The sequence below is a fragment of the Mycobacterium sp. genome (genome assembly GCF_049608025.1).
Lineage (GTDB): Bacteria > Actinomycetota > Actinomycetes > Mycobacteriales > Mycobacteriaceae > Mycobacterium.
This window is the reverse complement of record NZ_JBMYXC010000008.1, coordinates 1-26,135: the sequence shown is the minus strand read 5'-3', so window position 1 is coordinate 26,135 and position 26,135 is coordinate 1. Positions and strand designations below refer to the sequence as shown.

22 protein-coding genes are annotated in these 26,135 nt (G+C 66.7%); 13 read left to right on the top strand and 9 right to left on the bottom strand.

The window, feature by feature from the left end:
- Positions 1–30: 30 nt before the first annotated feature.
- From ACPGXI_RS04580 to ACPGXI_RS04560, 5 genes are all read left to right on the top strand, one after another.
- Positions 31–963 (top strand): DUF4129 domain-containing protein, encoded by a 933-nt coding sequence (locus ACPGXI_RS04580; RefSeq protein ID WP_526650266.1) that lies wholly within the window; start codon positions 31–33, stop codon positions 961–963.
- Complete coding sequence (locus ACPGXI_RS04575) at positions 960–1,472, top strand: hypothetical protein (RefSeq protein ID WP_526650264.1); 513 nt, start codon at positions 960–962, stop codon at positions 1,470–1,472. The genes ACPGXI_RS04580 and ACPGXI_RS04575 overlap by 4 nt, the downstream gene beginning before the upstream one ends.
- On the top strand, positions 1,469–2,431 hold the full coding sequence (locus ACPGXI_RS04570; protein ID WP_526650262.1) for an AAA family ATPase: 963 nt from the start codon (positions 1,469–1,471) through the stop codon (positions 2,429–2,431). Before ACPGXI_RS04575 ends, ACPGXI_RS04570 begins: the two co-directional genes overlap by 4 nt.
- A gap of 5 nt (positions 2,432–2,436) precedes the next feature.
- Positions 2,437–3,735 (top strand): DUF58 domain-containing protein, encoded by a 1,299-nt coding sequence (locus ACPGXI_RS04565; protein WP_526650260.1) that lies wholly within the window; start codon positions 2,437–2,439, stop codon positions 3,733–3,735.
- A 92-nt stretch (positions 3,736–3,827) separates the two neighbouring features.
- The gene (locus ACPGXI_RS04560) at positions 3,828–4,214 is read left to right on the top strand and encodes a hypothetical protein (RefSeq protein WP_526650411.1); all 387 of its coding nucleotides are present in this window, start codon (positions 3,828–3,830) and stop codon (positions 4,212–4,214) included.
- Here ACPGXI_RS04560 and ACPGXI_RS04555 read toward each other — a convergent pair.
- From ACPGXI_RS04555 to ACPGXI_RS04545, 3 genes are all read right to left on the bottom strand, one after another.
- A complete protein-coding gene (locus ACPGXI_RS04555) occupies positions 4,211–6,274 on the bottom strand; it encodes a M13 family metallopeptidase (RefSeq protein ID WP_526650259.1) in 2,064 nt (687 codons plus the stop codon). The two genes, ACPGXI_RS04560 and ACPGXI_RS04555, sit on opposite strands and share 4 nt — an antisense overlap.
- A gap of 106 nt (positions 6,275–6,380) precedes the next feature.
- A complete protein-coding gene (locus ACPGXI_RS04550) occupies positions 6,381–6,893 on the bottom strand; it encodes an XRE family transcriptional regulator (RefSeq protein WP_526650257.1) in 513 nt (170 codons plus the stop codon).
- 2 nt (positions 6,894–6,895) lie between these two features.
- Positions 6,896–9,850: an MMPL family transporter gene (locus ACPGXI_RS04545; protein WP_526650255.1), complete on the bottom strand. Its 2,955-nt coding sequence runs from the start codon at positions 9,848–9,850 to the stop codon at positions 6,896–6,898.
- A 135-nt stretch (positions 9,851–9,985) separates the two neighbouring features.
- Between ACPGXI_RS04545 and ACPGXI_RS04540 the strand changes: the two genes are divergently transcribed.
- The 4 genes from ACPGXI_RS04540 (at position 9,986) to ACPGXI_RS04525 (ending at position 12,838) form a co-directional block, all read left to right on the top strand.
- Positions 9,986–10,189: a hypothetical protein gene (locus tag ACPGXI_RS04540; RefSeq protein WP_526650253.1), complete on the top strand. Its 204-nt coding sequence runs from the start codon at positions 9,986–9,988 to the stop codon at positions 10,187–10,189.
- Between the two features lie 123 nt (positions 10,190–10,312).
- Positions 10,313–10,684 carry a hemophore-related protein gene (locus ACPGXI_RS04535; RefSeq protein WP_526650251.1) on the top strand — a complete coding sequence of 124 codons (372 nt, stop codon included), beginning with the start codon at positions 10,313–10,315 and terminating at the stop codon, positions 10,682–10,684.
- Positions 10,685–10,782: 98 nt separating this feature from the next.
- On the top strand, positions 10,783–11,451 hold the full coding sequence (locus ACPGXI_RS04530; RefSeq protein WP_526650409.1) for a response regulator transcription factor: 669 nt from the start codon (positions 10,783–10,785) through the stop codon (positions 11,449–11,451).
- 37 nt (positions 11,452–11,488) lie between these two features.
- A complete protein-coding gene (locus ACPGXI_RS04525) occupies positions 11,489–12,838 on the top strand; it encodes a HAMP domain-containing sensor histidine kinase (RefSeq protein ID WP_526650249.1) in 1,350 nt (449 codons plus the stop codon).
- 8 nt (positions 12,839–12,846) lie between these two features.
- Here the strand turns inward: ACPGXI_RS04525 and ACPGXI_RS04520 are convergent, their stop codons facing one another.
- The 3 genes from ACPGXI_RS04520 to ACPGXI_RS04510 are packed head-to-tail and all read right to left on the bottom strand — an operon-like array spanning position 12,847 to position 15,877.
- A complete protein-coding gene (locus ACPGXI_RS04520) occupies positions 12,847–13,245 on the bottom strand; it encodes a DUF3054 family protein (RefSeq protein ID WP_526650247.1) in 399 nt (132 codons plus the stop codon).
- A gap of 46 nt (positions 13,246–13,291) precedes the next feature.
- A complete protein-coding gene (locus ACPGXI_RS04515) occupies positions 13,292–14,731 on the bottom strand; it encodes a diguanylate cyclase (RefSeq protein WP_526650245.1) in 1,440 nt (479 codons plus the stop codon).
- 57 nt (positions 14,732–14,788) lie between these two features.
- Positions 14,789–15,877: a lysylphosphatidylglycerol synthase transmembrane domain-containing protein gene (locus ACPGXI_RS04510; protein WP_526650407.1), complete on the bottom strand. Its 1,089-nt coding sequence runs from the start codon at positions 15,875–15,877 to the stop codon at positions 14,789–14,791.
- A gap of 173 nt (positions 15,878–16,050) precedes the next feature.
- Between ACPGXI_RS04510 and ACPGXI_RS04505 the strand changes: the two genes are divergently transcribed.
- The gene (locus ACPGXI_RS04505) at positions 16,051–17,307 is read left to right on the top strand and encodes an AI-2E family transporter (RefSeq protein ID WP_526650243.1); all 1,257 of its coding nucleotides are present in this window, start codon (positions 16,051–16,053) and stop codon (positions 17,305–17,307) included.
- On the opposite strand, the gene mmpL3 is transcribed toward ACPGXI_RS04505, so the two are convergent.
- From mmpL3 to trmB, 3 genes are all read right to left on the bottom strand, one after another.
- Positions 17,300–20,311: a trehalose monomycolate exporter MmpL3 gene (gene mmpL3 / locus ACPGXI_RS04500; protein ID WP_526650241.1), complete on the bottom strand. Its 3,012-nt coding sequence runs from the start codon at positions 20,309–20,311 to the stop codon at positions 17,300–17,302. The genes ACPGXI_RS04505 and mmpL3 overlap by 8 nt on opposite strands.
- 63 nt (positions 20,312–20,374) lie before the next feature.
- Positions 20,375–21,106, bottom strand: coding sequence for an NYN domain-containing protein (locus ACPGXI_RS04495; RefSeq protein WP_526650239.1), 732 nt, complete (start codon positions 21,104–21,106; stop codon positions 20,375–20,377).
- Positions 21,103–21,933 carry a tRNA (guanosine(46)-N7)-methyltransferase TrmB gene (gene trmB / locus ACPGXI_RS04490; RefSeq protein WP_526650405.1) on the bottom strand — a complete coding sequence of 277 codons (831 nt, stop codon included), beginning with the start codon at positions 21,931–21,933 and terminating at the stop codon, positions 21,103–21,105. Before trmB ends, ACPGXI_RS04495 begins: the two co-directional genes overlap by 4 nt.
- A 185-nt stretch (positions 21,934–22,118) precedes the next feature.
- Between trmB and ACPGXI_RS04485 the strand changes: the two genes are divergently transcribed.
- The 3 genes from ACPGXI_RS04485 to ACPGXI_RS04475 all read left to right on the top strand — a co-directional run.
- Positions 22,119–23,135 (top strand): hypothetical protein, encoded by a 1,017-nt coding sequence (locus ACPGXI_RS04485; RefSeq protein WP_526650237.1) that lies wholly within the window; start codon positions 22,119–22,121, stop codon positions 23,133–23,135.
- Positions 23,136–23,173: 38 nt separating this feature from the next.
- Positions 23,174–24,682: a hypothetical protein gene (locus ACPGXI_RS04480; protein WP_526650235.1), complete on the top strand. Its 1,509-nt coding sequence runs from the start codon at positions 23,174–23,176 to the stop codon at positions 24,680–24,682.
- Between the two features lie 191 nt (positions 24,683–24,873).
- Positions 24,874–26,135, top strand: a 1,262-nt coding sequence (locus ACPGXI_RS04475; RefSeq protein ID WP_526650233.1) for a phosphoenolpyruvate carboxykinase (GTP), incomplete at its 3' end; no start/stop codon positions are given.

Below are 26,135 nucleotides of genomic sequence, written 5' to 3'. Positions count from 1 at the left end.
GCTTGCGCCCATGATGCTGAGGATGGGCCGATGCCCGGTGGCAACAAGGCGGTGGCACGCACGGTCGCAGTGATCGTGTTGCTACTGCTGGCTGTCGTGGCGCTGCGGGGCTATCTGCCCGGAGCCGAACCCGCTCCCGATTCTCCCGAACCGGCGCCCGATGGCCCCAGCGGCGTCTACGCCATCGTCACCATGCTCGCCGTATCGATCTTCATCATCGCGGCCTCGATACTGGCGCAGCGGCGTCGCCGGGCAGCCCCGAGCCCGGGCGAGCTACTGCGCAACCGCCGCGGTGCGGGCATCAACGTGCCGTGGCGGCTGCTCGCGATTCTCGCGGCCATTTTGATCGGCTGGCTGCTGGTGATGCTGCTGCTGATGCGGTGGAGATCCGGATTGCTCCTCGACGAGGTGCCGATGACGGACCCCGAATCCGGGGCTGCGCTGGAGGGGGGCGGGGCCGAAACCCCGCCGCCGGCGCCGGCTGAAGACGGCGGCGTGTTCGGCGCACTCGTGGTCGCCGCGATTACCCTGTTCGTTCTGTCGGCCGCCGCGACGTGGATCGGGCGCAGACGCGCAGGCACCGCGGTGCCACCGGCCCCCTGGGCCGATCCACCGGCTGGGGCTGCGTCCGCCGAACCAGATCTGGCCAGGGCCGCAGAGCTCGGCCTGGTCGAGATCGGCGACCTGAGTCGTGACCCTCGCGAAGCGATCATCGCCTGCTACCTGGCGATGGAGCGAGAGCTGGAGAAGTCGCCGGGCACCACGCCCCAGGATTCCGACACGCCCTCGGAGGTCCTTGCCCGGGCCGTTGAGCGCCAGGCTCTGGATGCCCACAGCGCGGCTGAACTGGTCGACTTGTTCCAAGAGGCGCGGTTCAGCCCGCACGTGATGAACGAGAGCCACCGCGCGGGCGCGGTTCGGGCGCTGCGTCTGGTGCAGCGTGACTTGCAGGGTGCCCCATGAGGAACCTGATCATCGCAGGAGTGTGTCTGGTGGCGGCAGTGCAGCTGGTGGCCGTAACCCAGCTCGACCGGCAGCTGGTCGTCGGGGTGACGGGTGCCGCAGTTGCGGTTGTGCTGCTCATCGCGCGGTGGCACCTCACTTCTCGCGCAGCCGATGCCGCTGATGATGCGGTAGCCGAGGATGGGGTCGATGACGCCGTGACCGACGATGCCGGCGCAGCACTTCGCCGTTGGTTGACGCGTACCGAAACTTTGATTGGTTGGTCGGAGGCGTCACGTTCGGACTGGGACCGCCGCCTGCGCCCGATATTGGCGAAGCAGTTCGAGCTCGCCGCCGGCCAGCGGAAGGCCAAGGACCCGAAAGCGTTCCAAGCCACCGGCCACATGCTGTTCGGCGAACATTTGTGGCAGTGGGTCGACCCGGAGAACATCTCCCGGACCGGGGGTCAGGAGCCCGGGCCCGGCCGAGAAACGCTCAACGACATACTGCAACGCTTGGAGCGGCTATGACGCAGGACCTTCAGCCGGCAACGACCACCGCACTCTGTGAATCGGTGTTGGACGAGATAGGCCGGGTGGTGGTCGGCAAACGTCCGGCGCTCAACCTGATCCTGATCACGGTGCTCGCTCGTGGGCACGCGCTCATCGAGGATCTGCCGGGGCTCGGAAAGACTCTGATAGCGAAGTCTTTCGCCACCGCACTGGGGCTGGAGTTCACCCGCGTGCAGTTCACCCCGGACCTACTTCCGGCAGACCTGCTCGGTTCGACGATCTACGACATGCAGGGGGGCCGGTTCGAATTCCGCCGTGGCCCTATCTTCACCAACCTGCTGCTGGGCGACGAGATCAACCGGACGCCGCCCAAGACACAGGCAGCGCTGCTGGAGGCGATGGCCGAGCAGCAGGTGAGCATCGATGGGGTGACCTATCGGCTGCCCGAACCGTTCCTGGTGCTGGCGACCGACAACCCGATCGAGTACGAGGGCACCTATCCACTGCCCGAGGCGCAACTCGATCGATTCGCGATCAGGCTGGAACTGAAGTACTTGTCCGAGCAGGAAGAGGCGACGATGCTGCGTCGCCGACTCGACCGCGGATCCCAGATCCCGGTGGTGCAGCAGGTGGTCGACGCCAGCGATCTGCTGGCCATGCAGGAGTCGGTCGAACAGGTGACCGTCCACGATGACGTGCTGCAGTACGTCGTTTCGCTCGCCGGCGCGAGTAGGAAGCATCCGCAGGTCGCCGTCGGTGCCAGCCCGCGTGCCGAACTCGATCTCGTGCAGCTGGCGCGGGCCCGCGCGATGCTGCTCGGCCGCGACTATGTGATCCCCGAGGATGTGAAGGCGCTCGCGGTTCCGACGATGGCGCACCGGATCAGCCTGCGACCCGAGATGTGGGTCCGCCGGGTGCAGGGGGCTGACGTCGTCGACGAGCTGCTGCGGCGCCTGCCCGTGCCCCGGGCGCGGTGAGCGAAGTGAGTTCTCCCGGCGAGCCTTCCAGTGTGATCGCCGAATTGCGCTGGCGCGCATCACCGCTGACCAGAGCAATCGCCACCTGCACCGGCGCGGCGATAGCCTGCGCTCTGTTGACTGCCAGGTGGGAGCTCATCGCGTTTGCGGCACCGATGCTCGGCGTGCTGTGCTCCATCGGCTGGCAGCGGCCGGCACCGAGTGTCCGGGTGCAGGGGCAGCCCGGAATGCCGCGGTGTTTCGAAACAGAGCAGGTGCGAGTCAACATTTGGGCGGAGGCCGACGACGGCGGCGTGGTCGAGTTGGACTGCTCGGTGTTGCCGGGAATGGAACTCGAGCGCGTCTCGGGCGACGGCCCCGCAACAAGAGTCGCGATGGAGGGGTCGGCGCAGGCCGCAGCGGGCCAGACCTTCGACGTGCAGGCGGCCCGCTGGGGCCGGTATCCGATCCAGGCCTCGGTGCGGGTGCTGGGCCGCGGTGGGCTCCTTGAAGGCACCGGCATCGCCGATGTCGCCGAGGTATCCGTATTCCCGGTGGCTTCGCCACAGTCGACACCGATCCCGCGCACTGACCTGCTCGACCGGATCGGTACCCACCTCACTCGCCACGTCGGTCCCGGCGTGGAATACGCAAGCATTCGGCCCTATGTGCCCGGAGACCAGCTACGGACGGTCAATTGGCCGGTCAGTGCGCGACGCAGCGCGCTGCACGTCAACGAACGGCTGACCGACCGAGCGGCCGACGTGGTCGTGCTGATCGATACCTATGCGCAACCGCCCGGTCCGGCCACGGCGGCGAGCGAGCGGACCGCGCGGGGCGCCGCGCAAGTGGTGCAGAGCGCGTTGCGGTACGGCGACCGCGCCGGTCTGGTGGCGCTCGGCAGCAGAAACATCCGCTGGCTGGGGCCCGACACCGGGCAGCGCCAGTTCTACCGGATTCTGGACACCGTGCTCGGCGCCGCCGACAGCTTTGAGCGGGCATCGGGCACCCTGGCACCCCGGCCCGCGGTGCCGCCGAGCGCACTGATCGTCGCGTTCTCCACCATGCTCGAAACCGAATTCGCCTTGGCGCTGATCGATCTGCGCAAGCGAGGACATGCCGTGGTCGCAGTGGACGTTCTTGACGGCAATCCGGTGGAAGGCGAGCACGATCCGCTGGTCAACCGGATGTGGACGTTGGAGCGCTCGTTCATGTACCGAGACATGGCCGCGGTCGGGGTTGACATCGTGGGCTGGACAGGCGATGCCACACTGGACGAGGCGATGGCACTGGTGCCCGAACACAGGACGGACAGGCGACGGTGACGCCAGTGTCTGAGGCGCGAGTGCCGGGGAAGTCAGCGCTGTCGAAGCTGGTGTCGTGGCAGCTGTTGCTGCCCAGTGCTTTCGGAGTGCTGATGGTCGGTGCGGCGGCTCACCGTGCCGACCCGACAGGACAGATCGTCGCCGCCGCCGCGCTGCTTGCCGTTCTGGTTGCGGTGTGGTCGCGGGCTGCAGCCACTGTCGCGGTGCTCCTGACGGTGAGCATCGTCGTGCTAGTCGATCCCGCGCCGATGTATGCGGCGCTCGCCGGGCTCGCCGCCACGGCATATCTGGTGTTGCGGCACGGTGGGGGCCGGACCAGCACGCCGACCGCGTTCGCGGCCGTGGGTTTCGCTGCGCTCGTCACTGTGGCCGTGGTGGCGCCGGTGCAGACGCCGTGGCTGCCACTGGCCGCTCCGCTCGTTCTGCTGGTCGGGTACCTGTTGGCGCTCATGCCGTTTCTGGCCCGCCTGCGCCGCTAACTCCAGATGCGCACGCGCTGTTGTGGTTCGAGATAGAGCGAGTCGGCCGCACAGACGTCGAACGCCTCGTAGAACGAGTCGATGTTGCGGATCACCCCGTTGCAGCGGAACTCAGGCGGGGAGTGCGGATCCACCGCGAGGCGACGGATGGCTTCGGCATCGCGGGACTTCGTGCGCCACACCTGAGCCCAGCCATAGAAGACGCGTTGCTCACCGGTCAGCCCGTCGATCACCGGTGCCGGCTCGCCGTTCAGTGACAGCTGATATGCCAGCAGGGCGATGGACAGGCCGCCGAGGTCGCCGATGTTCTCGCCGACCGTGAACGCGCCGTTCACATGGTGGTCATCGGCGCCGGAGCTGAACTCACGCGGAACGTACTCGTTGTACTGCTCGATCAAAGCCTTGGTACGCGAACTGAATTCGGCGCGATCTTGGTCTGTCCACCAGTCCACGAGATTGCCGTCGCCGTCGTACTTGGCGCCTTGGTCGTCGAACCCGTGCCCGATCTCGTGTCCGATGACCGCGCCGATGCCACCGTAGTTGGCGGCGTCGTCGGCGTCGGCGTCGAAGAACGGGGACTGCAATATCGCCGCCGGGAAAACGATTTCGTTCATGCCCGGGTTGTAGTAGGCGTTGACAGTTTGCGGCGTCATGAACCACTCGTCGCGATCCACCGGGCCGCCGAGCTTGGCCAGCTCGCGCTCGTGTTCGACGGCGTAGCCGCGCCGGTAGTTGCCGTACAAATCGCCACGGTCGATCACCAACGCCGAATAGTCTCGCCACCTGAGCGGGTAGCCGATCTTGGGGGTGAACTTGTCGAGCTTGACCAGTGCCTTCTCCCGGGTCTGTGGCGTCATCCAGGCCAATGTGCTGATGCTGGCCCGGTAAGCCTCACGCAGGTTGGCGACCAGTTCGTCCATCCGCGCCTTGGCCCGCGGCGGGAAGTGGCGTTCGACGTAGAGTCGCCCCAGCGCGTCTCCCATCAAGCTCTCCACCACCGAAACGCCTCGCTTCCAGCGGTCGCGGATTTCTTCAGTGCCCGACAGCGTGCGCCCGTAGAACGCGAAGTTCTCGGCGATCAAATCCTCGGTGAGCAGTGAGGACCTGGAGTGGATGACTCGCCACCGCGCCCAGTTCTTCCAGTCTTCGAGGCTCTCGTTCGCCCACAGTGCGGCGAACCCGGTGAGAAAGTCCGGCTGACGCACCACCAACTCGGTAGGCCGGCTCTGGGCATCGTCGAGATGGGCGCCCATACCGGTGAACCAGCGCATCCAGTCGAACCCGGGTGCTTCGTCGATCACTTCGGCGAAGGTGCGCAGGTTGTACGTCAGGTCGGCGTCGCGACGCCTGACCACATCCCAGTGTGCCGCGGCGATCTTGGTCTCCAGCGCGACAATCGCCGTGGCCCTCTGGGCGTGTTCGTCGGCAGGAGCTTGTCCGGAGCCGGCTTGTCCACTGGCACCGTAGACGAGCGCGAACATCGCGGCGATGTGTCCGGGATAGGCGGCCAGAATCTCAGCGTGCTGTTCGTCGCGGAAGTACGACTCGTCGGGCAACCCGATGCCCGACTGGCTCAGGTGTAGCAGATAGCGGCTCGAATTCTTCGAGTCGGTGTCGACGTAAACGGCGGTGCCCCCGCCGATTCCGGTGCGCTGCAGTGCGCCGAGCACCGCCGCCAAGGCGTCGGGGGTGTCGGCGGCGTCGATGTCGGCCAGTTCTTCGAGCAGTGGTGCCAGACCGCGCCGGCGAACGGTTTGCTCGTCCATGAAGCTCGCGTAGAGGTCGCCGATGCGCTGCCCATCGGTGCTCATACCCACGACCGTGGTCCCGTCCGAGGGCACTGCCGCGGCTGCCTCGGTGATCAGGTCCCGGATCTGCTCCTCGGCGCGGTCGTGGAGTGTGCGAAATGCCCCATCGGTGGCTCGGTCCGCGGGGATCTGATAGTCGGCAAGCCATCGGCCGTTGACGTGACCGAACAAATCATCCTGGGGTCGGGTCTCGGAGTCGATGCAGCTCAGGTCGATGCCGGATGTTGTCTTGCGATTCGTTTCTACCGTCACCCCGACATCCTTCCAGAATTGTGTGGGTGGCCTCAGGGTCACCAACTTGGCCAGCGGGAACCCGCTTTGTGGATGGCGACCGGCGACAGACCTGTGACCGGTTTCGTTATTCCGCCGGTGGGCGGTGACTGCGCATCTTGGCGAACCGCTCCGACAGCCGGCCCATCCGGATCATCAGCGAGGCCTGGGGACTGACGGTGCCCTGCAGGTACTCGGCCAAGTCTTCAGCGGGCACGCCGATGCGCGATGCGAACTCGTGTTCGCCGAGGCCCGACCGATCAAGCAGCAGATGCACATGTTTGGCCACCTCGGCGCACTCGTTGGCCTCAAGATGTTCCCGGGTGCGCTCCAGTACCTCCGACATGGCGCGGGACACTCCGTACGGTCTGGCGGTCTCGAGGACCTCCTCGACCTGGCGTGCCGTCCTGCCGAACGGATCGCGCTTGATCGCAGCCACGATGCGCTGCCACACGTTGAGGTTGTCGTTCTCCAGCGCGGCCCGGATCTCAGCGGTGGGCCAGAATTCCACCGGCCGGTCACTGAGCGGGGGTTCCGGCGCCCGCGGGCGCGACGTAGAAGGATTCGCACCCCTTACTTCGCCCCGGATTTCAGGTGTCATCGTCACCTCCCGTCCTCCAGCATTGCCACCGCGACCGTCAGGCAGCACTGCCTGACGGTCGCCCACTCAGCCTCCGCGCCGGAACCCGACGCTGCGGCCTCGGCTCCATCGGAGGGGCGAGGTTCTGCCAGGCGGCGCACCAACTGGGTGGCCACCCACTGCGTGCGTACCGGTTGACAAGAGTAATACCGATCAATGCCGGAGAGCACCTCTGCAGCGGTCTGTGTGTCCATCGAGGTGACCAACTCGGCAAACTCGTTGTAGTCGCGGGCGCTGTTGCGCTGCATGACCAGATAACTCTTGAGCCGAAGTGTCTCGGCCCCGGTCGGAATCTGCAGTCGGTCGCCGGTGGGCAGCAGCACGTTGGTGGTTTCCATGGGGCTGCAGCGCTCGAGAGGCGGGCGCGCGCCCAGCGCATCGGCCTCGAGATCGAGGGTGCCGGCTTGGACGGCGAGGGCATCGAGTGCGACGTCGAGCCTGCCCCGCCACATCGTTACCGGATGCTTGGGGAGGCGGACCGCCACGGTCTTGCCGTGGGCGCGGTTGCTGATAGCGACGGTGAGTTGCCCTTCGCCGCCCTCGTTGAGGCGGCTGCTGCCCAAAACCTTGCGCGGCTGACATCCGCTGAACGCCAGCGGGTCGGCTACCGTGATGCTCTGGGGAGCAAGGGTTTTGAGTTTGGCAGCGGACTTCACGACAGTGCGCAGGTCCGATCCGGACGGCGCCAGTGCCGAGATGTCGTCGGGGATGATGACGAGGTCGCCGATATCGGCTTTGGGTAGTGGCTTCTCGAAGTCGACGGACGGCAGGATGCGGTCCAACCAGCGTGGTAGCCACCAGTTCCATTCGTCGAACATGGCCATCAGCGCGGGTACCAGGACCAGCCGAACGACGGTCGCGTCGACGGCGATGGCCACCGCACAGGCCACCCCGAGTTGGGCCACCAGCGGCATCCCGGCGAAGGCGAATCCGATGAAAACGGCGATCATGATCAACGCGGCGCTGGTGATCGTGCGCGCGCTGGTGCTGACGCCGTAGGCGACGGCGTCGCGGGTGTTTCCGGTCTGCAGGAAGCGTTCCCGGATCCGGGTGAGCAGAAAGATCTCGTAGTCCATCGACAACCCGAAGGTGAGTGCCAGCACCAGGGGCGGGATCGTGCTGTCCAGCGAGGAGAGCTGCTTGAAGCCCAGGTCGGAGAACCAGCCCCACTGAAAGACGACCACCAGGCTCCCGTAGGCGGCCGCCACCGACAGCACGGTCATCAGCACGCCCTTGAAGGCCAGGAACACCGACCGGATCGAGATGAGCAGCATGACGAATGCGATCAGCGCGACGAATCCGAACACCAGCGGTTGCGTGTAGGCCACCCGGTCGTCGAAGTCCTTGATGAGCGCGGTGGGTCCGCCGACGTCGATGCGCGCTCGTCCATCGGCGACCGGCGGAAGTTGCTCGCGCATCCAGTCGACGGTGTCGCGGGCCGACATGGCCTCGGGGTCGACGGAGGGCACCGCCGACAGCAGCGCGCTGCGGTAATCGTTGCCGAACATCGGCGGGGTGACCGACACAGTGTTGGGCGCCTGGCTCATCTTCTGCCGGATCGATTCGAGCAGGGGCTCTTTGGCGGCCGCTGACGCGGGGTTGCCGTCGGGGAAGGTCACCAGGACCCGGACCGGTCCGAGGGCGCCGGGACCCAGCGCCTCGGCGGCCGCGTTCACCCCACCCCGGATCTCGTGCGTCTGCTCGAACTGCCGCTGCAAGCTGTTGCCGAGAATCATCGAGAATGCCGGCGCGGCCAAGGCCAGCAGCAGCGCTGTCGCGGCCAGCGCCGACAGCCAGGGCCTGCGCATCACCCCACCGACCCAACGGGTCCAGAAGGGGGATTGGGTCGATTCGGGGCGCCGGGACAAGTGCAGGTACGACGACCGTTTCGCCGCGGCGCGGCCGAATGTCGCCAGCACCGCGGGTATCAGTGTGGTCGAGGTCAGCACCGCCACCGCCACGGCGAGGATGGCGCCGGTGGCCATGGACTGCAACACCGGGGTGTTGATCAGGTAGAGGCCGGTGACCGAAGCGATCACCGTCAGACCGGACAGCACGACCGCCAGGCCCGAGGTGGCCATTGCGGCGTCCGCGGCGTCCTCGGGCTCTCGACCGGCGCGAAGCTCCTCGCGGAAGCGCATCAGGATGAACAGCGAGTAATCGATGGCCACCGCGATGCCGAACATCGACACCGTCGACGTCACGAATACCGACATCGTCGTGAAGGTCGACAGTAGGTAGACCATGCCCATCGTCACGACGACGGTGCAGACACCGAGCAGCAGCGGCATCGCCGCAGCGGCCAGCGAACCGAATACCGCGAGCAGGATGATCAGCACGATCGGCAGGTTCCACTTCTCGGCCTGCGCGATGTCCTGCTTGGTGGCCAGGGTGGCGGCCGCGCCTAGCGCGCCCTGCCCGATGACATAGAGACGGACCTTGCCGTTCTCCGTCTCGCCCGGCTGATCACCACTGACCCCGATCTTCTCCCGCAACTGCTTGGCGATGTCGACAGCGCCGGTGTTCTCGAAGTCCAGTTGCAGGGTGATGACGTATGGGCGGTCCGGTTGGGGTGCGGGCTGCGCCCCGGGTGCCCCCACCACGTTGGGCATCACCGTGACGCTGGGAACCTCGGCGGCCAGCCGCTCCAGATCGGCGACCGCGTCGTTCATGTCGCTGAAGGACGCGTCCGGCCGGGGCGCGGCGACCAGGGCCAACGGGGATGCCCCCTGGTCGGGAAACTGTTTCTCGAGCTGGTGCTGAACATACAGTGACTGCGAGCCTTCGACCTCGAAGCCGCCGCCGGTGAGATTGCCGGACTGGTTCATGGCGAGATACACCGATGGCACCAAGAGCAGCAGCCAGGCCCCGAACACCGCCCAGCGGTATCTGCGCAGGTTGCTGCTGATGCGCATCATGAACTGCTGGATCGGAACTCCTCGTTTTCTCCCCGGGGCCTCGTAGCCAGAGCGTACCGCAGCCGCCGATGGGCAGGTCGCCCTCGTAAGGCCCTGTGAGCGCTGGTTTATGCAGCTTCGACAGCCACGCCGTGAATGCGCGAGTTGGTCGATTCTGCGGTCGCGATGGCCGGATGGCGACAGCGCAGTCTCGGCCCCGGGCACCGGCTGGCAGTGATCGCCGGGAGTTTGCGGGCCGGTGAAGCGTTCACCGGCCCAGCGGTCGCCTGGAGTGGCTCAGGCCGCCGGGGCGCGGCCCGGACCTGGTGTTTCGTGGCCGCGATGATCGACTGGTTTTGATTCTTCTCGGTATCGATTGGCCGCTAGACAAGAAACTGGGCGGGTATTCTGATTAGCTTTCTAAGATGACCCTGACCGGCGACCGAAACTGGTCTCGGTCTACCCCCGACCAAAGGAGCCTTCATGTTGTTCTCGGCAACCAACGTTCGTCGTGCGGTCACTTGCGGGCTGGCAGGCGGAGCTGCGGCGTTCGGCCTGCTCAGCGCTGCGCCCATGGCCTCCGCGCAGCCCCAACCCCCGAACTGCACCGCGGGCGACTTCTCCGGTACGGCAGCCGGCGTCTCGGCGGCATCCGCAACCTACTTGTTCACCCACCCCGAGGTGAACGCGTTCTTCACCGGACTGCACGGCGCCCCCGCTAGCCAGATCGAAGCCGATGTCGACGAGTATCTTCTCGCCAACCCGCAGGTATTGGCGGAGCTCACCGCGATCCGGCAGCCGCTGGCGGACCTGAAGAACCGCTGCGGCATCATCTACGCACCCGACGCTCGCTGAGGCAGGTGCCCGACTGGGTGCCGGCTGAGCCCGCTGGCGGGGTAGCGGCTTCCAGCCAGGACAGGTCGGGCCAGGACGGGTCGGGCCGGACGGTGCTGATGGTCGATGACGACCAGGACGTCCGGACTTCGGTGGCTCGGGGCCTGCGGCACTGCGGGTTCGACGTCCGGGTCGCATCGAACGGCAAAGAGGCGCTGCGGCTATTGTCCAGCGAACCTCACGATGCGTTGGTCCTTGATGTCCAGATGCCCGAGATCGACGGCGTAGCGGTGGTCACCGCGTTGCGAGCGCTGGGCAATGACATTCCGATCTGTGTGCTGTCGGCGCGGGATACGGTCAATGACCGGATCGCCGGGCTTGAGGCGGGGGCCGACGATTACCTGACCAAACCGTTCGATCTGGGCGAGTTGGTCGCACGACTGCACGCCCTGCTGCGCCGGGCGCACCACTTTGACCCGACGTCGGACACGATGTCGGTGGGGTCGCTCACCATCGACACCGCGCGCCGGTTGGTCTTCTCTGCCGGTGAGCGCGTAGAGCTGACGAAGCGTGAGTTCGATCTCCTCGCGGCGTTGGCCAAGAACGCTGGTGTCGTGTTGAGCAGGCAACGCCTACTCGAGCTGGTGTGGGGCTACGACTTCGACGTCGACACGAACGTGGCCGACGTGTTCGTCTCCTATCTGAGGCGCAAGCTGGAGCGCGACGGCCTGCCGCGAGTGATCCACACGGTGCGGGGGATCGGCTACGTGCTGCGGGAGGAACCGTGAGTGGACCGGTTCCGCCATTCTTTGGTGCCCGTAGTCGGTGAAACCGCCGAGACTGCCCAGGCCCCTCCGATCGGCCTCGCTGCGCACCCGCGTCGCCATCGCGGCGGCTGCGGCGGCCGCGGCGGTCGTCGCCGTATTCACCGTCCTGACGTCGCTGGTACTGGCGAACAACGATGCCGTACAGCTGGATCGGCGCCTGGACGCGATCGTCGACGCGAGCATGTTTCCCGAGCAGCTCAGTGACCCACGCCGAGGCGTGCTGCAGACGGGACGGTCGCGCGCGTCGGGCGAGGTCGTGTTCCAGCGGGGATTCCAGCTGCCGGCACTGCCTCCGGGAGCCGAGACGGTGCTGGTCAACGGTGTCGAGTATCGGGTGCGGACCGTCCCCGTCGACCAGCAGGGCGGGGTGCTGATGTCGGTCGGTATCCGCGCGGACAGCATTCTGTTGAACCCGGCGAGGGTCCCCACCTACATCGCCGTCGGGGTGGTGACCGTGCTTATTGCCGCGGGGTTGGGCTGGTTGCTTGCCGGTCCGGCGATCCGGCCGTTGCGCAAACTGACCGAACACACCAAACAGCTGGGCGAGGGCGCCGACGATATCCCGCCGGTGCACGGGGTGCGCGAGGCCGAGGAACTCTCCGAGGCGATGAGCGCCATGCTGAGCCGTCTCGCCGCCGCGCGGCGCGCCACCTCGAACTCCCTTCAGGCAGCGCAGGATTTCGCGGCCAACGCCGCCCACGAACTGCGTACGCCACTGACCGCAATGCGCGCCGATCTGGACACCCTGCGAATGCACGGCTTTCCCGAGGAGGAGCGCGATGAGGTGATCGCTGACCTTTCCCGGGCACAGCGCCGGGTGGAGGGCACCATCACGGCGCTGGGCCAGCTCGCTTCCGGGCAACTGGCGCAGGCCGAGGACCGCGAGTTGATCGACCTGGCCGACCTGCTGGACCGGGTCGCGCGGGAGAACATGCGCGTGAGCCCGCAGGTCCAGATCGATCTGGACGTGGACGAGGATCTCGGCATGGTGTGGGGTTGGCCCAACGGACTACGGCTGGCAGTGGAGAACTTGGTGCGTAACGCCATCACGCACGGGGAGGCCACCCGAATCCTGCTTGCCGCGTGCCGCCGGGACGGGGTGATGACCATCGTGGTCGACGACAACGGCCGCGGCCTGCCCGCGGCAGAGCACGAAAGCGTGCTGGGGCGGTTCTCGCGCGGAAGCACCGCGGCGCAGGGAGGTTCGGGTCTGGGACTTGCGCTGGTGGCCCAGCAGGCGGCGTTGCACGGAGGCCAGATCAAGCTCACCAACGGTCCGCTCGGTGGGTTGACGGGGACTCTGACCTTGTCGGTATCCGAGGAACCACCGGATGGTTCAGATGAATGACCGCCGTTTCAACGGCGGTTGATCAGCTGAGCCGCGGCGCGCCACCCGAGCAGCAGCACGGCAGTGGTCAGGGTGGCGACCACGATGAAGCTGGTGGCGGTGCCCTGTGAGGTGACTCTGCGCAACACCATCCCGATCGCCACGGTGCATACCCACACCACGACACCGGTGGGAGCGAGCGCGGCCGGACGCCGCCAGCCGCGTGAGAGCAACCAGCCCAGCGTGGTTCCGGTGAGGAACGGCCACGCTGTCTCCGCTATGCCGCCGACGGTCAGCCCCTCAGCGTGAGTGCGACGCCCGATCGTGCAGAACACGACGACGCAGACCACATCGGCGGCGAACGCTCCCAGGGCGGCTCCGGCCCGCGGACGTTCATTCGATTGCAGGGGCCGTTCGTCGTAAGCCATCGGGCTGCAGCTTTCTTCGTCGTGAGGTGATCATGTCGTGAGGTGATCATGTCGTGAGGTGATCATGTCGTGAGGTGATCATCGAGGGGATTCGGCGGCTATGGCGGCTGGGGCATCTACGGCTGGGGCATCTAGGGCTGGGGCGTCTCGGAGGTCTCCTCTGCCGGTCGGTCGTTGGTCGGCAGTTCAGCAAGCAGGTCCGCGACGACATCGGGTCGAACTGAGTGCCGGAACCTCGCTTGATCTCGTCGAGCGCGGCAGCGGGCCGCATTGCCTTTCGGTAGGGCCGGTTGTTCGTCATCGCCGTGTATGCGTCGACGACGTGCAGGATGCGTGATGCCTCGGGGATCTCTTCTCCGCGTAGCCCCGACGGGGTGCCCAGGCCGTCGAATCGTTCATGGGAGTGTCGGATCCACGGGACGATGACCTCGGTGCCCTCGACTCGCGCCAGCATTTCGGCGCCGATGGTCGTGTGCCGGTCCACGTCCTGGCGCTGATCGGGGGTCAGGGGTTGGCGTGAGGTGAGCGTCGAGTCGGGGATGGCGCTGAGACCGATGGCGTGCAGCATGGCGGCGATGCGGAGCTCGGCGACTTGGTCGTGGTCCCAGCCCCGGCGCTCGGCGATCGCGGCGGCGAGGACCGCCACGTCTCGGCTGTGAGCGCTGTCGAGACGGCGGTCCACCGCTTCGGCCAGTGTGACCGCCCAGGCGAGCTCGGGCCGCGAGCTCGGGCCGCCGTGCTTGTGGACGTACAGTTCGACGTCCGCGGCTCGGAACAGCTCTTCGGCGGTGATGCCGTCGCCGGGGTAGATCGCCACACCTACCGACATTCCGATCACCGGGCGGAGCATCTCGGTAACCGCCGCCGCGAGTTTTCTGGCTTCACTGGAGCCAGACCCGAACAGAACGATGCCGAACTCGTCGCCGCCCAGTCGGCCGACAGCGTCCATGCGCCGCACCGTCTCGCCGATGCCATTGGCGACCCGCTTGAGGACCGCATCGCCGGCCGCGTGCCCCCGCGTGTCGTTCATCTGCTTGAACGAGTCGAGGTCGATCGTGAGCAGTGCGACCGGCCGCCCGAGGCGCTCGGCCTGGTCGATGCTCGCCTGGAACCGTTCCTCGAACCCTCGGCGGTTCGGCGCTCCGGTGAGTGCGTCGGTCCGCGAGGCGTCGGCGAGCAACCGTCGCTCCCGGTATCCCTGTCGGCGCTGGAGCATCGTGAAGGCCGCGATGATCGCGGTGAGCCCGAAGCGCCGGAGTAATTGCGAGCGAAAAAGGCCGATGACGAGAGCCACGATCGAGACCGCGGCGACATCGGCGAACAAGACGAACCGATTCGGGGCGTCTAGCGTGACAACCGCGTACAGCGTGTAGCCGACGGCGGCGACGCCGGAAGCGAGGGCGGCCGTCCAGAGCGCGGCGGAATCGAGTTCTGTCCGATCAGCCGCGTCTTCGCGTGGTTCTTTCGACACGTCGTCCCCAGTCACCGCAAGTGCTACAGATCATACGGGGCTGGCCTGCGGATTGTCGTTGGGCAATGTCGGCTATCGCTCGGGGCTGCCCGGTGGATGGGGTGCATCGGGGTCCGGGCTGAACTGTGCCGGCTTCCCAGTGCTCTCGGAGTCTTTGGCCCCTGTCGCTGCCCCGGTTCCGTTGGAGTCGGGGTCGATGTCCTTCTCGGTGCGGAACATGAAGAAGAACACCACCCAGCCGATCGCGGAGATGAAGATCCAACTGACGAGCCGGTAGATCAGCATCGCGGAGATGGCCGCGGCCAACGGCATCCCGCTGGACACCAGGCCGGGCACCAGCACCGCCTCGACGATGAGTAACCCGCCGGGCATCAAAGGGATGGAACCGACGGCGCGGGCTGCGGCATAGGCGACCGTGACGCCCGCGATCGAGGGGTGACCGCCGGTGGCGTAGCAGGCGAACAACAGACATGCCACGTCGGCAATCCAATTGAACAGCGACCAGCTGAATGCCACCCCGAGGTCGCGACGACCCAGTTGCACCGACTCCAACTGGGTCAGTATCGCCCGCAACTTTCCCAGGCCGGTACCGGTGGGCTTTCCGCGTAGCGAGTTGACCCACGACAGCACCCGTGCACCGATTCCCTCGATGAGCTCGGGGCGGGTGGCCACCGCCTGTGCCAGCAGGATGAGTGCGACGAAGCCGCCGAGAGAGAAGATCAGCGAGAGCGGATTCTTACTCGCACCGAGCATGAACGCGCCGCCCAGGCCTAGCAGCGCCAAGCCGATCACCTGCAGAGCACCCGACATCACCAGCTGCCAGGAGGCCACCACAGGTGAGGCGCCCCAGATCCGCTGCTGGCGGTAGATGAACGTCGCCGACAACACCGGACCGCCGGGCAGGGTGGTGGACAACGCGTTCCCGGCATAGAAGGCGGCCTCGGAACGCCATTGCCGAACATGGACACCTGCCGAGCGCAGCAGGGTGCGCTGGATGTGGCCGAAGCTGTGCATCGAGGCCATTGCGGCTATCACGGCGGCCAATACCCACAGCAGGTTCGCCGTGTACAGGCTCTTCCATGCTTGGGCGAGTTGGTCTCGGACCAACGCGAACTCGATGGTCAACACGACTATCGCGACCCCGATGATCACCCAGCGCAGCCACCAGTACTTGCCGCGGGGCTGCCGCCCGTCGCCGGTGCCCCCCGCGGGGGCGTCGCTCGCGGGGGCGTCGCTCGCGGGAACGTCCTGGAACACGGACTACAGGGTAAGGCGTGGTTGGGCGGAATCCGCAGATCCGAGGACTGGATTGGCTGGGCCGTTACGCTACCGGAATGTCAACCGGTCCTTCGTCCGTTCCCTGCGTGGATGCCTGCGCCGATGAGTCGGTCAGCCCACTGGTTCGGAAGACCGCTGCCTGGGCGTGGCGACTCTTGGTGATCCTGGGCGCCATCGTCGCGGTGCTGTGGCTGTTCTACCAGCTCGAAATCCTCGTCGTGCCGGTGGCGCTGGCCACCATTCTCGCCGCGTTGCTGCTGCCGGTAGTCGACTCGCTGGACCGGCGTGGCGCACCACGCGGTGGCGCGGTGGCACTGGTGCTCTTGAGTGGGTTCGCGGTCTTCGGCGGGTTGCTGGCGTTCGTGATCACGCAGTTCATCGAGGGTGCGCCCGCGCTGGTCAGCCAGATGGCGACCAGTATCGAAGGGCTGGGGAAGTGGTTGACCGACGGTCCTCTCAACCTCAGTCACCACCAGATCAACCAGGCCGGCGATGCCGCGATCGAGGCGCTGCGCGGTAATCAGGAGAAGCTGACCAGCGGGGCGCTGTCGACGGCCGGCACGGTGACCGAAATCGTGACCGGTGCGCTGTTGGTCTTGTTCACGTTGATCTTCTTGCTGCAGGGTGGCCGAAACATTTTCTCGTTCGTCACCCAGATCTTTCCGGTTACTGTGCGGGACCGGGTGCGGGACGCGGGTCGGGCCGGCTTCCGGTCGCTGATCGGTTACGTCCGGGCGACGTTTCTCGTCGCTTTCGTCGACGCGGTCGGCATCGGGGTGGGTCTGGCGATCATGGGTGTGCCGCTTGCGCTTCCGTTGGCATCGTTGGTGTTCATGGGAGCCTTCGTCCCACTGGTGGGTGCAGTGGTCGCGGGCTTCGTGGCGGTCGTCGTCGCGCTCCTTGCCAAAGGCTGGATCTATGGGCTCATCGCCCTTGGGTTGATCATCGCCGTTCAGCAGTTAGAGGGCCACGTGCTGCAGCCGCTGGTCATGGGCCGTGCGGTATCTATCCACCCACTGGCGATCGTGCTGGCGATCGCCGGCGGCGCTGTGCTTGCCGGAATCCCGGGGGCGTTGCTGGCGGTGCCCGCGCTGGCTTTTCTCAACAGCGCGATGCGCGTCCTGCTCGCAGACGACCCCGCGGCAGAGGAGGCGGCACTCGAGGCCCGCGCCGGGCCGGTGGTGAAAGCCGATGCCGACGACATCGAGGCAGAAGTCGGCGCCCCGGAAGCCGGCTCCCCGGAAGTCAGGGCCCCGGAAGCCAGCGCCCCAGAAGCCAGCGCCCCAGAAGCCAAGCCCGGCGCGGCTACTTGAGGCGACCTTCCCGTCGCAGCAGGTCTTGCGCGCTGACACCGCTACCGCCACGACGCTGGGGCTCATCCTCAGGTCGGGTGTTGAGCTTGTCGGTCGCGGCGTCGGCGTCTGACTTCCGTTGCGTTGGAATGGCCCGGGTCGCGTCGGCGGACTCGTCGTTCGGTGTCCGGGTGTCGGGTTGCGCGGGGATAGCCGTGGTCGCGTCGCTGCTACCCGAGCCTTGATCCGGCGTCGGGCGCGTCGGCTGAGCCGGGGTGGCCGCAGTGCCCCCGGTGCCGCGCAGATCGCCGAGCCAGGACTCGATCTCGCGTTCCTTACGGGGCGGTTCGGGCGGCGTCGGCGGGCCAGAGGGCCGCGCCGTGCGCTGCGTGGCCGCGGCAGCACTGCTGATCGCGTTGCGTACCGCGTTCTTGGCTATCGACAGGCGGGTGGTCTGCGGCTCCTGTGACGGGGAATCCGCCGGAGACGCCGGCGCAGCGGGGGACGGCGGTGCGCTGGGGAGTGGCGTGGTCCCCGCCGTGGACGGGTCGTCAGCCCGCGACGGTGGGCTGGTTCTGCCGCCCTCTCCGGGATGGGGGGCGCCGCCCGGAGCGGGGTGACTGGGAATGTGCCGTGGCAGTGCCCGCCCTGCTGCGGCACCGATCGGGCCGATGGCACCGACCAGTGCTTCCGGGGGAGGGGGCTCTTCGCCGGGTCCTCGCACGGAGGGCCGCTTACGCTCGTCGGGCAGTTCGGTCTCGCCGAGTCCGAGGCGTTCCTGGAGGCGTTTCATCCAGCGTGGCGCCCACCAACAGTCGTCGCCGAGCAACTTCATGATCGCGGGCACCAGGAACATACGGACGATCGTTGCGTCCAGCAGCAGCGCGATGAGCAGGCCGAACGCCAGGTATTTCATCATGACAAGGTCGGAGAACACGAACGCGCCCGCCACCACGGCCAGGACCAGCGCGGCGCCGGTGATCAGTCGTCCCGTGGTGGCCGTACCGATACGGATCGCCTCGGCAGTCGACATGCCGCGCTCCCGCGCCTCCACCATCCTGGACACCAGGAACACTTCGTAGTCGGTGGACAGGCCCCAGATCACCGCGATGATCAAACCGATCATCGGGGCCATCAGGGGTTGCGGGGTGTAGTTCATCAGGCCGGACCCGTGCCCGTCGACGAACATCCAGGTGAGAATGCCCATCGTGGAACCGAGGGTGAGTGCGCTCATCAGTGCGGCCTTGATCGGCAGCACCACCGATCCGAACGCCAGGAACATCAGCACCGTGGTCGTGGTGATGAGCAGCAGCACCATCAGGGGCAACCTGTCGAACAAACTGTGGATGCTGTCCTGCTCGAGCGCCGGGGTACCACCCACCGACACCGTGAGTCCGCGCGGTGGCGACAGGGCGCGCAGTTCGTCGATCTTCTTGGAGGCGTCGTTGCGGACCATCAGACCGTTCTGGATGACGCGCACCGACGGGTCTTTCGATGCGCCGTCGAGGAAGGACCGCTCCTGCCACATCTTGGACTGATCACCCTGGGGTTCGATGAATCCTGGGATCGCCATGGCCTCGTTGCGGATCTCGGCGATCTCTTGATCGGTGACGGGTTCGCCGTCGTCGCTTTCGATGACCAGAGTCAACGGTTCGGTGCGGAATCCGGGGAAGGTCTTGTCGAACTCCTCCTGAGCCACCCGCACCGAGTTGTCCGGGGGCAGGTACTTCTCGCTGATGCCGCCCAGGGAGAGTTGGCCCAGCGGAATGATCAGCAGGATCATCAGGATCAGGATGGGTGCGGCGAAGGCGATCGGCCGCTTCATCACGATGTTGACGAGCTTGCCCCAGAAACCCTGCTCAACCTCGGCGCGGGTCTTGGTCTTCTGCGTCCGGTCGGCCAGCCAGTTCAGCCACCAGTTCATCGGCTTCCAGTTGCGGAAGAACGGCACCCGCAGCAGCGTCCGCACGCCGAGCGCGTCGACGTTGGGGCCCAGCATGGCGAGCGCGGCGGCCAGCACGGTGATCGACAGGATCGCCGCCAGCATCACCGAGGCGATGATCGCGTAGGTGATCGACTTGAGGAAGCCCTGCGGGAACAGCAGGAGCGGCATCGAGGATGCCACCAGGATCACCGCGGAGAACATGACCGTCCGGCCGGAGGTCATCACGGTTCGCCGCACCGCGGCCTCGGTGTCGTAGCCTTCGGCGAGCTCCTCTCGGAACCGGCTCACCATGAACAGTCCGTAGTCGACGGCAATACCCAGGCCCATGAGCGTCACCACCGGCTGGGCGAAGAAGTGAACGGGAATGACCTCGGCGATGAGCCGCATGATGCCCAGCGAGCCCGCGATCGTCAGGCCGCCGATGATGGCGGGCAGCGCAGCGGCGATGACGCCACCGAACACGAAGAACAGGACCACCGCGACCAGCGGGATGGCGGCGATCTCTGCTCGCCTCTGGTCCTCGCCGATGGTGCCGGTCAACTCGCTTGCCAGCGGTTGCAGGCCGGCCTGCTGAACCTCGAGGCCGTCGATGTTGAGGGCTTCCTTGACGGTCTTGCCGTCTTCGCCGACGTTCTTGTTGTAGTTGTTCAGGATCACGTCGTCGTTGTCGCCCTTGAGCTGGACCGACATGAACGCGTGTTTCTTGTCGCTGTCGGCCATGTTCTTGAGCACTTCGGGGCTCTTGAAGTAGCCGATGGCGCGAAGGAGCTGGTCGGGGTGGTTCTTCTCTAATTCGTCGAGGTTGTCGAGGATCTTCTTCTTGAATGCCGGATCGTCGACCGTCTTACCCTCGGGAGCGGTGTATATCGCGACGATGTGGCCGGACGTATCGCGGCCGTAAACTTCGTCGGAGATCACCGACGCGTGCACCGATTCGCTGCCGTCATCGTAGAAACCGCTCTGGGTGACGTGCTGTCCCAGGCTTATGCCGTAGACGCCACCGCCCAGGCACAGTGCGACCATGACACCGATCACCATGTGTCGGTACTGGTACACCGTTCGACCCCACCAGGCGAACACGTTCAGCTCCTTACGGTCTTGCTCGTCGGCCTGCGCGTAGCAGAACTGCGACTCATAGTCTTCCTATGCGCGCGAGGCCAGCAGCGAGGCCAGCGGCCGGAAAGGCTGCAGCCACGCGCCCTGCTCTGGTAGCGAATCGAGGCTGATTCGCGGTAGCTGTTCCCGGAAGACACCAGGGATGTCCTCCAAGTCGACAAACTCCAAGGTATCCGACGCTAACGCCCAACTGGCATGTTCGCGAAATCCGAGCACCTGGACCGCGATTCCGTCCGCGGCGATGTCCTCCAGGGGCAGTTTGAAAGCCTGCCCGTCGGCCGAGGCGACAATCACGCCGGCCAACCCTTCGCTGCGGCGCAGGGCGATGTGAGCGAGCATGTCGCTATCAACATCACTGTCGTCGTCGATCTTGGGTTTGGCGAACACCGCGAATCCCACGTTGCGCAGCGCTTCGACCCACGGGCGAACGACATCGGCGCTGCCTGGAGCGATATTGGTGAAGACGGTGGCCTCCGGCTCAAGTGACACCGACTCCAGCGACGTGTCGCGGCGCGTCTTGCTTATTCGGGTCGACAGATCCGCGGTGCGGCCCAGCAGCCAGCGGCCCAGCGCGTCGAAGCGGGGTCGGTGCGCGGCGGTCGGCCGACCCCCGAGAATTGATCCCAGCCCCATGTCCAGATTGGGCGCGTCCCACACCAGCAGCACCCGCGCGCTGGTCGGAGCGGGGGCGGGCGGCTCCGGTGCAGTGAGGACGTCGTGGTCGGCACGCGCATCCGGGATGTTCTCGGTCAGGCTCATGGCACTCTCTCCCAGAGCAGTTCAGCTACCGGGCTACCGGCGTGCTGGGCTTTCCCTTCGTACTTTGTCACTGGTCTGGTCACCGACATGGGCAGTCGCTCAGGGTCGGTGCGGAGATCGGCGCCGAACTCGATACTGACGCGGCGCAGTCGGGGTTCCGCGTCGCCGGCCTCGGCGATCGGGGTGGCGTAACCGGCGTGGTCGGTGGCTACGTGCAGCACTCCTCCCGGCCGGAGCCGATCGGCGATCAACGCCACCGTGGCGGGCTGCAGCAGCCGCCGCTTGTGGTGGCGTGCCTTGGGCCAGGGATCGGGGAAGAACACCCGCACGCCGGTGAGCGAACCCGGCCCGAACATGTGCGTGAGCACGTCCACGCCGTCGCCGCGGACCAGGCGGATATTGGTGACCGGCGCGGTGGCGAGGTCGGATCTCGAGGTGCGATCGATGGCAGCAAGCAGTTGGGCCAGGCCGCGCCGGTAGACCTCGACGGCGACGACGTCGATATCGGGCTCGGCCTGCGCCATGGTCAGGGTCGAGGTGCCCGTTCCACAGCCGATCTCCAGGACCACCGGAGCGCGACGTCCGAACCACTCCCGAGTGTCGATCAGCTCAGCTGGACCGTCGGCATCGCGGGCCTGACGGCCTAGTTCGGGCCACAGGCGGTCCCAGGTGGCCTGCTGTTTGTCCGAGATCGCCGAACGTCTGGCGCGGACGCTGGTGACCCTGGGAAGGAAGTATTCGCCGGTGGCTGGGGGGTCTGCGGGGCCTGTGGCCAGGGAACTGGCGACATCAGGGCCCGGCGAATGCATCCGTCCATGGTCGCTCATCAACTCTTCGGTTCCCGCATCGCTGTACAGATTGATACCCAACAGTTGTCTTCCACTGGTAGAAGCGTGGCCGTCACGTCCGCGCGGGAAAAAATGTGTAAGCAGTAGCTCCGGACGGGTGTCACGATTCTCCCTAGGAGGCCGGTCGCCGACCCGGCCGGTGGACCGGGGGTCAGCGAATCGTCATGGATGGTCATTTCGGTGTACTACTGGCCGAATTCGCCGCACGGGTGCGCGACCTGCGGGTGCTGGCCATCGAGGAACGGTTTCGTGCGCCGCTGACGGTGGCTGTGCGCGGTCGGCAGGGGGTGGGGCGCGGCGCTGTCACGGCCGCACTCGCTGACGCGGGGGTGACGGTGGCCGCTGATGCCGCAGGCGCGGACGTCAACGTTTTCGTCGTCGCCGAGGCGCTCAAGCCCGAGGACCGGGCGCGGTTGCGGGCCGTCTCCAGGGTCCCCGCGGCTCCAGGTGATTCAGGGACTCCGGGGGCCACCATGGTCGTGCTGAACAAGTCGGACCTGGCGGGTGCGGACCCGGCGGGCCCGCTGGCGTGCGCCGAGCGGCGGGCGGCGGAGTTCGCCGCGACGGTGGGTGTCCCTGTCGTTCCGATGATCGCCCCGTTGGCCACCGTCGGTGTCGATGACGGGGAGATCGCCGCGATGCGTGCTCTGATCGGCACTCCCGTCGACATCACATCGACGGACGCCTTTGTCGGTTCGGCTCATGGGCTGCCCGCAGAGCTGCGTCGGCGGCTGCTGGACAAGTTGGACCGAGTCGGGCTTGCCCATGCCCTGCTGGCTCTGTGCGGCGGAGCCACGAGAGCAACTGTGCAGCGGCAGCTGCGCGAACTCAGCCAGGTGGACCGGGTGCTTGAACAACTGAGCGCGGTATCTGCTCCAGCCCGCTACCGGAAGGTGCGCGCCGTCCTGAGCGAATTGCGCGGCCTTGCTGCGCAACGCGGCGGTGCGGGGATCGAGGAGTTCCTGGTCGCCGACGAGACCGTCATCGCGGTGATGGCGGCGGCGGTCGACGTGGTTGAGGCGGTGGGGCTGGCGGTCGAGCCGGGCGATGCGCAGGATGCGCATCTGCGCCGGGCCGCGCAGTGGGCGGCCTACGCGCGCGGCCCGGTGGGCGTGCTGCACCAACGGTGCGCGAAAGACATTTCCCGCGGTTCGCTGCGCCTCCTCGGACGGATGCGGTGACTGACTCTGCTGGTGCGGTGACTGACTCTGCTGGTGCGGTGACTGACTCTGCTGGTGCGGTGGCGGACGTCGTATTGGTGACCGGGCCCCGGTCGGCCGGGGTCACCAGCATGGTCGAGGCATTGCGACGTCGGATCCCCGGCCGCTTCTTCGCCGAGGCGCAGGGCCTGGCCCCGGGCGACTCTCCGGCTGCCGCGGTATTCGTAGTTTCGGCCGTGGCTCCGGCGACAGGGTCAGACTGTGCTCTGGCTGAGCTCGCCACCACCTGGGCCGACGTCGTCGTCGCGGTGGTGTCCAAGGTCGACGACCATCGTGACTGGCGAGGTGTACTCGCGGTCAACCGCGAGCGGCTCGCCGAATACGCCGTGGGCTTCCAGCATGTTCGGTGGGTGGGCGCGGCCGCCGCGCCGCGGTTGGGACCGCCGCTGATGGACGACCTGGTGGAACTCTTGGAGAGTCAGCTCGGCGACCCCGAGGTCGTCCGGAAAAACAGCCTGCGCGCGTCCGAGTTCCGACTGCGTGCCGAAATGGCGCGCTTGGATGAGGAGGCGGCCGGCGCGGACCGGAAGGCGCGGGTCGACGCGCTTCGAGAAAGTCGCGATGAGCTACTGCGGCGCCGGTTGATGATCGCGCCGGAGACCACCATCGCAGTACGGAGCGAGATTCAGCAGGCCCGCGTGGCGCTGACATATTCCGCGCGCAACCGTTGTGCTGACGCGCGGACGGAACTGCTGGAGACAGTCGCCGGCACGAGTGGGCGGCACTTCGGCAGGGTTGCCCGGGGCGACTTCGCACAGGGCGTACGGCGACGGTGTCGCGACCTTGTCGCCGAGGTCGACGACGAGATCAACACCCGGACCCGGAAGGTGGCGGCCCGCCTCCGCTTGTCGGAAACCCGGGGCTTGTCGGAAACCCGGGGCTTGTCGGAAACCCGGGGCTTGTCGGAAACCCGGGGCTCGTCGGAAACCCTCGGCCTGCCGGAACTCCGGCCACCAACCCCGGCGATGGCTTCTCGGGCGATCGCCGATCCGCCGGTGCGTTCCCGGCGTCTGGAAACCCAGCTCACCACGGTGTTCGGTGCAGGATTCGGTCTGGGGGTCGCGGTGCTGGTGAACAAGTTGTTCGCCGGGTTGGCGCCACAGGCCACCGTCGCCGCTCTGGTGGCCGGCGGGTTGGCTGGGCTGGCTGTCACGGTGTGGGTGGTCAGGGTTCGGGGTTTGCTTCATGATCGGGCGGTGCTGGAACGCTGGGTCAACGACGTGACCAGCGCGGTCCGCGCCGCAGCCGAGGAGCGAGTGGCCATTCGACTGCTGGCCGCCGAGGCGGCGCTGTCGTCTTCGCATGCCGCCGGCGCCGCCGCGCAGCGGCGAGCGGTCGGGCAACGCATCGCGGCGATCGACGCCGAGCTCAGGGAGCACGCCGACAAGACTGCCCGCGCCGAGTCCGTCCGGGACCGCGAGATGCCGCCTCTGCTGCGGGCGCTGCAAGCCCTCCGGGAGCCGGCGGCGCAGGGCAATCCCACCGCACCTGTCGTTACCGGTCGGTAGGTCCCCGGTTGTACCGATCTGAATTGTTCCTGTGAGTGATCGGACATACTCCTGACATACCGCGGGAACAGCGCCCGCGTTAACCTCAATAGTCAGGGGGTGGCCGTGGCTGCTTTTCGAGCCTTTGGTTTCGATTCGCGCGCCTGCGTCCTGACAGACAGCTCGCACGAAGATGCAGGAGACAACACAGCATGACTGCAGCAACTATTCCGGGATTGGATTCCGCACCCACCAAACACGAGAAGCTGCTGGCCTGGGTGCGCGAGATTGCCGAGCTGACCCAGCCCGACCGGGTCGCCTTCGCCGACGGCTCCGAGGAGGAGTACGCAGCGCTGTGCGACCAGCTCGTCGAGGCGGGTACGTTCACCAGGCTCAACCCCAAGAAGCAGCCCAACTCGTACCTCGCGCTGTCCGATCCTTCCGATGTTGCGCGCGTAGAGTCGCGCACCTTCATCTGCTCCGAGCGTGAGATCGACTCCGGACCGACCAACAACTGGATGGATCCGGCCGAGATGCGGGACATCATGACCGGTCTGTACCGCGGGTCTATGCGCGGTCGCACCATGTGGGTAGTGCCGTTCTGCATGGGTCCGCTGGGGGCTGAAGATCCCAAGTTGGGCGTGGAGATCACCGACTCGGAGTACGTCGTCGTCTCGATGCGCGTCATGACCCGAATGGGGCAGGCAGCCCTGGACAAGATCGGCACGGACGGTTTCTTCGTCAAGGCGCTGCACTCCATCGGTGCTCCGCTGGTGGACGAGTCGGGCGTCCGTAAAGAAGACGTCGCATGGCCGTGCAACGACACCAAGTACATCACCCACTTCCCCGAGACCCGGGAGATCTGGAGCTACGGCTCCGGCTATGGCGGTAACGCACTGTTGGGCAAGAAGTGCTACTCACTGCGGATCGCCTCGGCGATGGCCCACGACGAGGGCTGGCTGGCCGAGCACATGCTGATCCTCAAGCTCATCTCACCGGAGAACAAGGCGTACTACATTGCCGCGGCGTTCCCATCCGCGTGCGGCAAGACGAACCTCGCGATGCTGCAGCCCACAATTCCTGGTTGGCGCGCCGAGACTGTCGGCGACGACATCGCCTGGATGCGCTTCGGCAAGGACGGCAGGCTCTACGCAACCAACCCCGAGTTCGGTTTCTTCGGCGTCGCCCCCGGCACCAACTGGGACTCGAACCCGAACGCGATGAAGACCATCGCCGCCGGCAATACCGTGTTCACCAACGTTGCCAAGACAGATGACGACGACGTGTGGTGGGAGGGTCTGGAAGGCGACCCCGACCATCTGACCGATTGGAAGGGCAACGATTGGACCCTGGAGTCCGAAGTCAAGGCCGCCCATCCGAACTCGCGGTACTGCACCCCGATCTCGCAGTGCCCGACGTTGGCCCCCGAGTGGGATGACCCGCAGGGGGTGCCGATCTCGGCGATCCTGTTCGG

What these genes read in the sequence shown, in the direction of transcription:
- ACPGXI_RS04580 (WP_526650266.1), top strand. Translation starts at nt 31, where the DNA reads ATGCCCGGTGGCAACAAGGCGGTGGCACGCACGGTCGCAGTGATCGTG.
- ACPGXI_RS04575 (WP_526650264.1), top strand. Translation starts at nt 960, where the DNA reads ATGAGGAACCTGATCATCGCAGGAGTGTGTCTGGTGGCGGCAGTGCAG.
- ACPGXI_RS04570 (WP_526650262.1), top strand. Translation starts at nt 1,469, where the DNA reads ATGACGCAGGACCTTCAGCCGGCAACGACCACCGCACTCTGTGAATCG.
- ACPGXI_RS04560 (WP_526650411.1), top strand. Translation starts at nt 3,828, where the DNA reads ATGGTCGGTGCGGCGGCTCACCGTGCCGACCCGACAGGACAGATCGTC.
- ACPGXI_RS04550 (WP_526650257.1), bottom strand. Translation starts at nt 6,893, where the DNA reads ATGACACCTGAAATCCGGGGCGAAGTAAGGGGTGCGAATCCTTCTACG.
- ACPGXI_RS04545 (WP_526650255.1), bottom strand. Translation starts at nt 9,850, where the DNA reads ATGATGCGCATCAGCAGCAACCTGCGCAGATACCGCTGGGCGGTGTTC.
- ACPGXI_RS04540 (WP_526650253.1), top strand. Translation starts at nt 9,986, where the DNA reads ATGCGCGAGTTGGTCGATTCTGCGGTCGCGATGGCCGGATGGCGACAG.
- ACPGXI_RS04535 (WP_526650251.1), top strand. Translation starts at nt 10,313, where the DNA reads ATGTTGTTCTCGGCAACCAACGTTCGTCGTGCGGTCACTTGCGGGCTG.
- ACPGXI_RS04530 (WP_526650409.1), top strand. Translation starts at nt 10,783, where the DNA reads ATGGTCGATGACGACCAGGACGTCCGGACTTCGGTGGCTCGGGGCCTG.
- ACPGXI_RS04520 (WP_526650247.1), bottom strand. Translation starts at nt 13,245, where the DNA reads ATGGCTTACGACGAACGGCCCCTGCAATCGAATGAACGTCCGCGGGCC.
- ACPGXI_RS04505 (WP_526650243.1), top strand. Translation starts at nt 16,051, where the DNA reads ATGTCAACCGGTCCTTCGTCCGTTCCCTGCGTGGATGCCTGCGCCGAT.
- ACPGXI_RS04495 (WP_526650239.1), bottom strand. Translation starts at nt 21,106, where the DNA reads ATGAGCCTGACCGAGAACATCCCGGATGCGCGTGCCGACCACGACGTC.
- trmB (WP_526650405.1), bottom strand. Translation starts at nt 21,933, where the DNA reads ATGAGCGACCATGGACGGATGCATTCGCCGGGCCCTGATGTCGCCAGT.
- ACPGXI_RS04485 (WP_526650237.1), top strand. Translation starts at nt 22,119, where the DNA reads ATGGATGGTCATTTCGGTGTACTACTGGCCGAATTCGCCGCACGGGTG.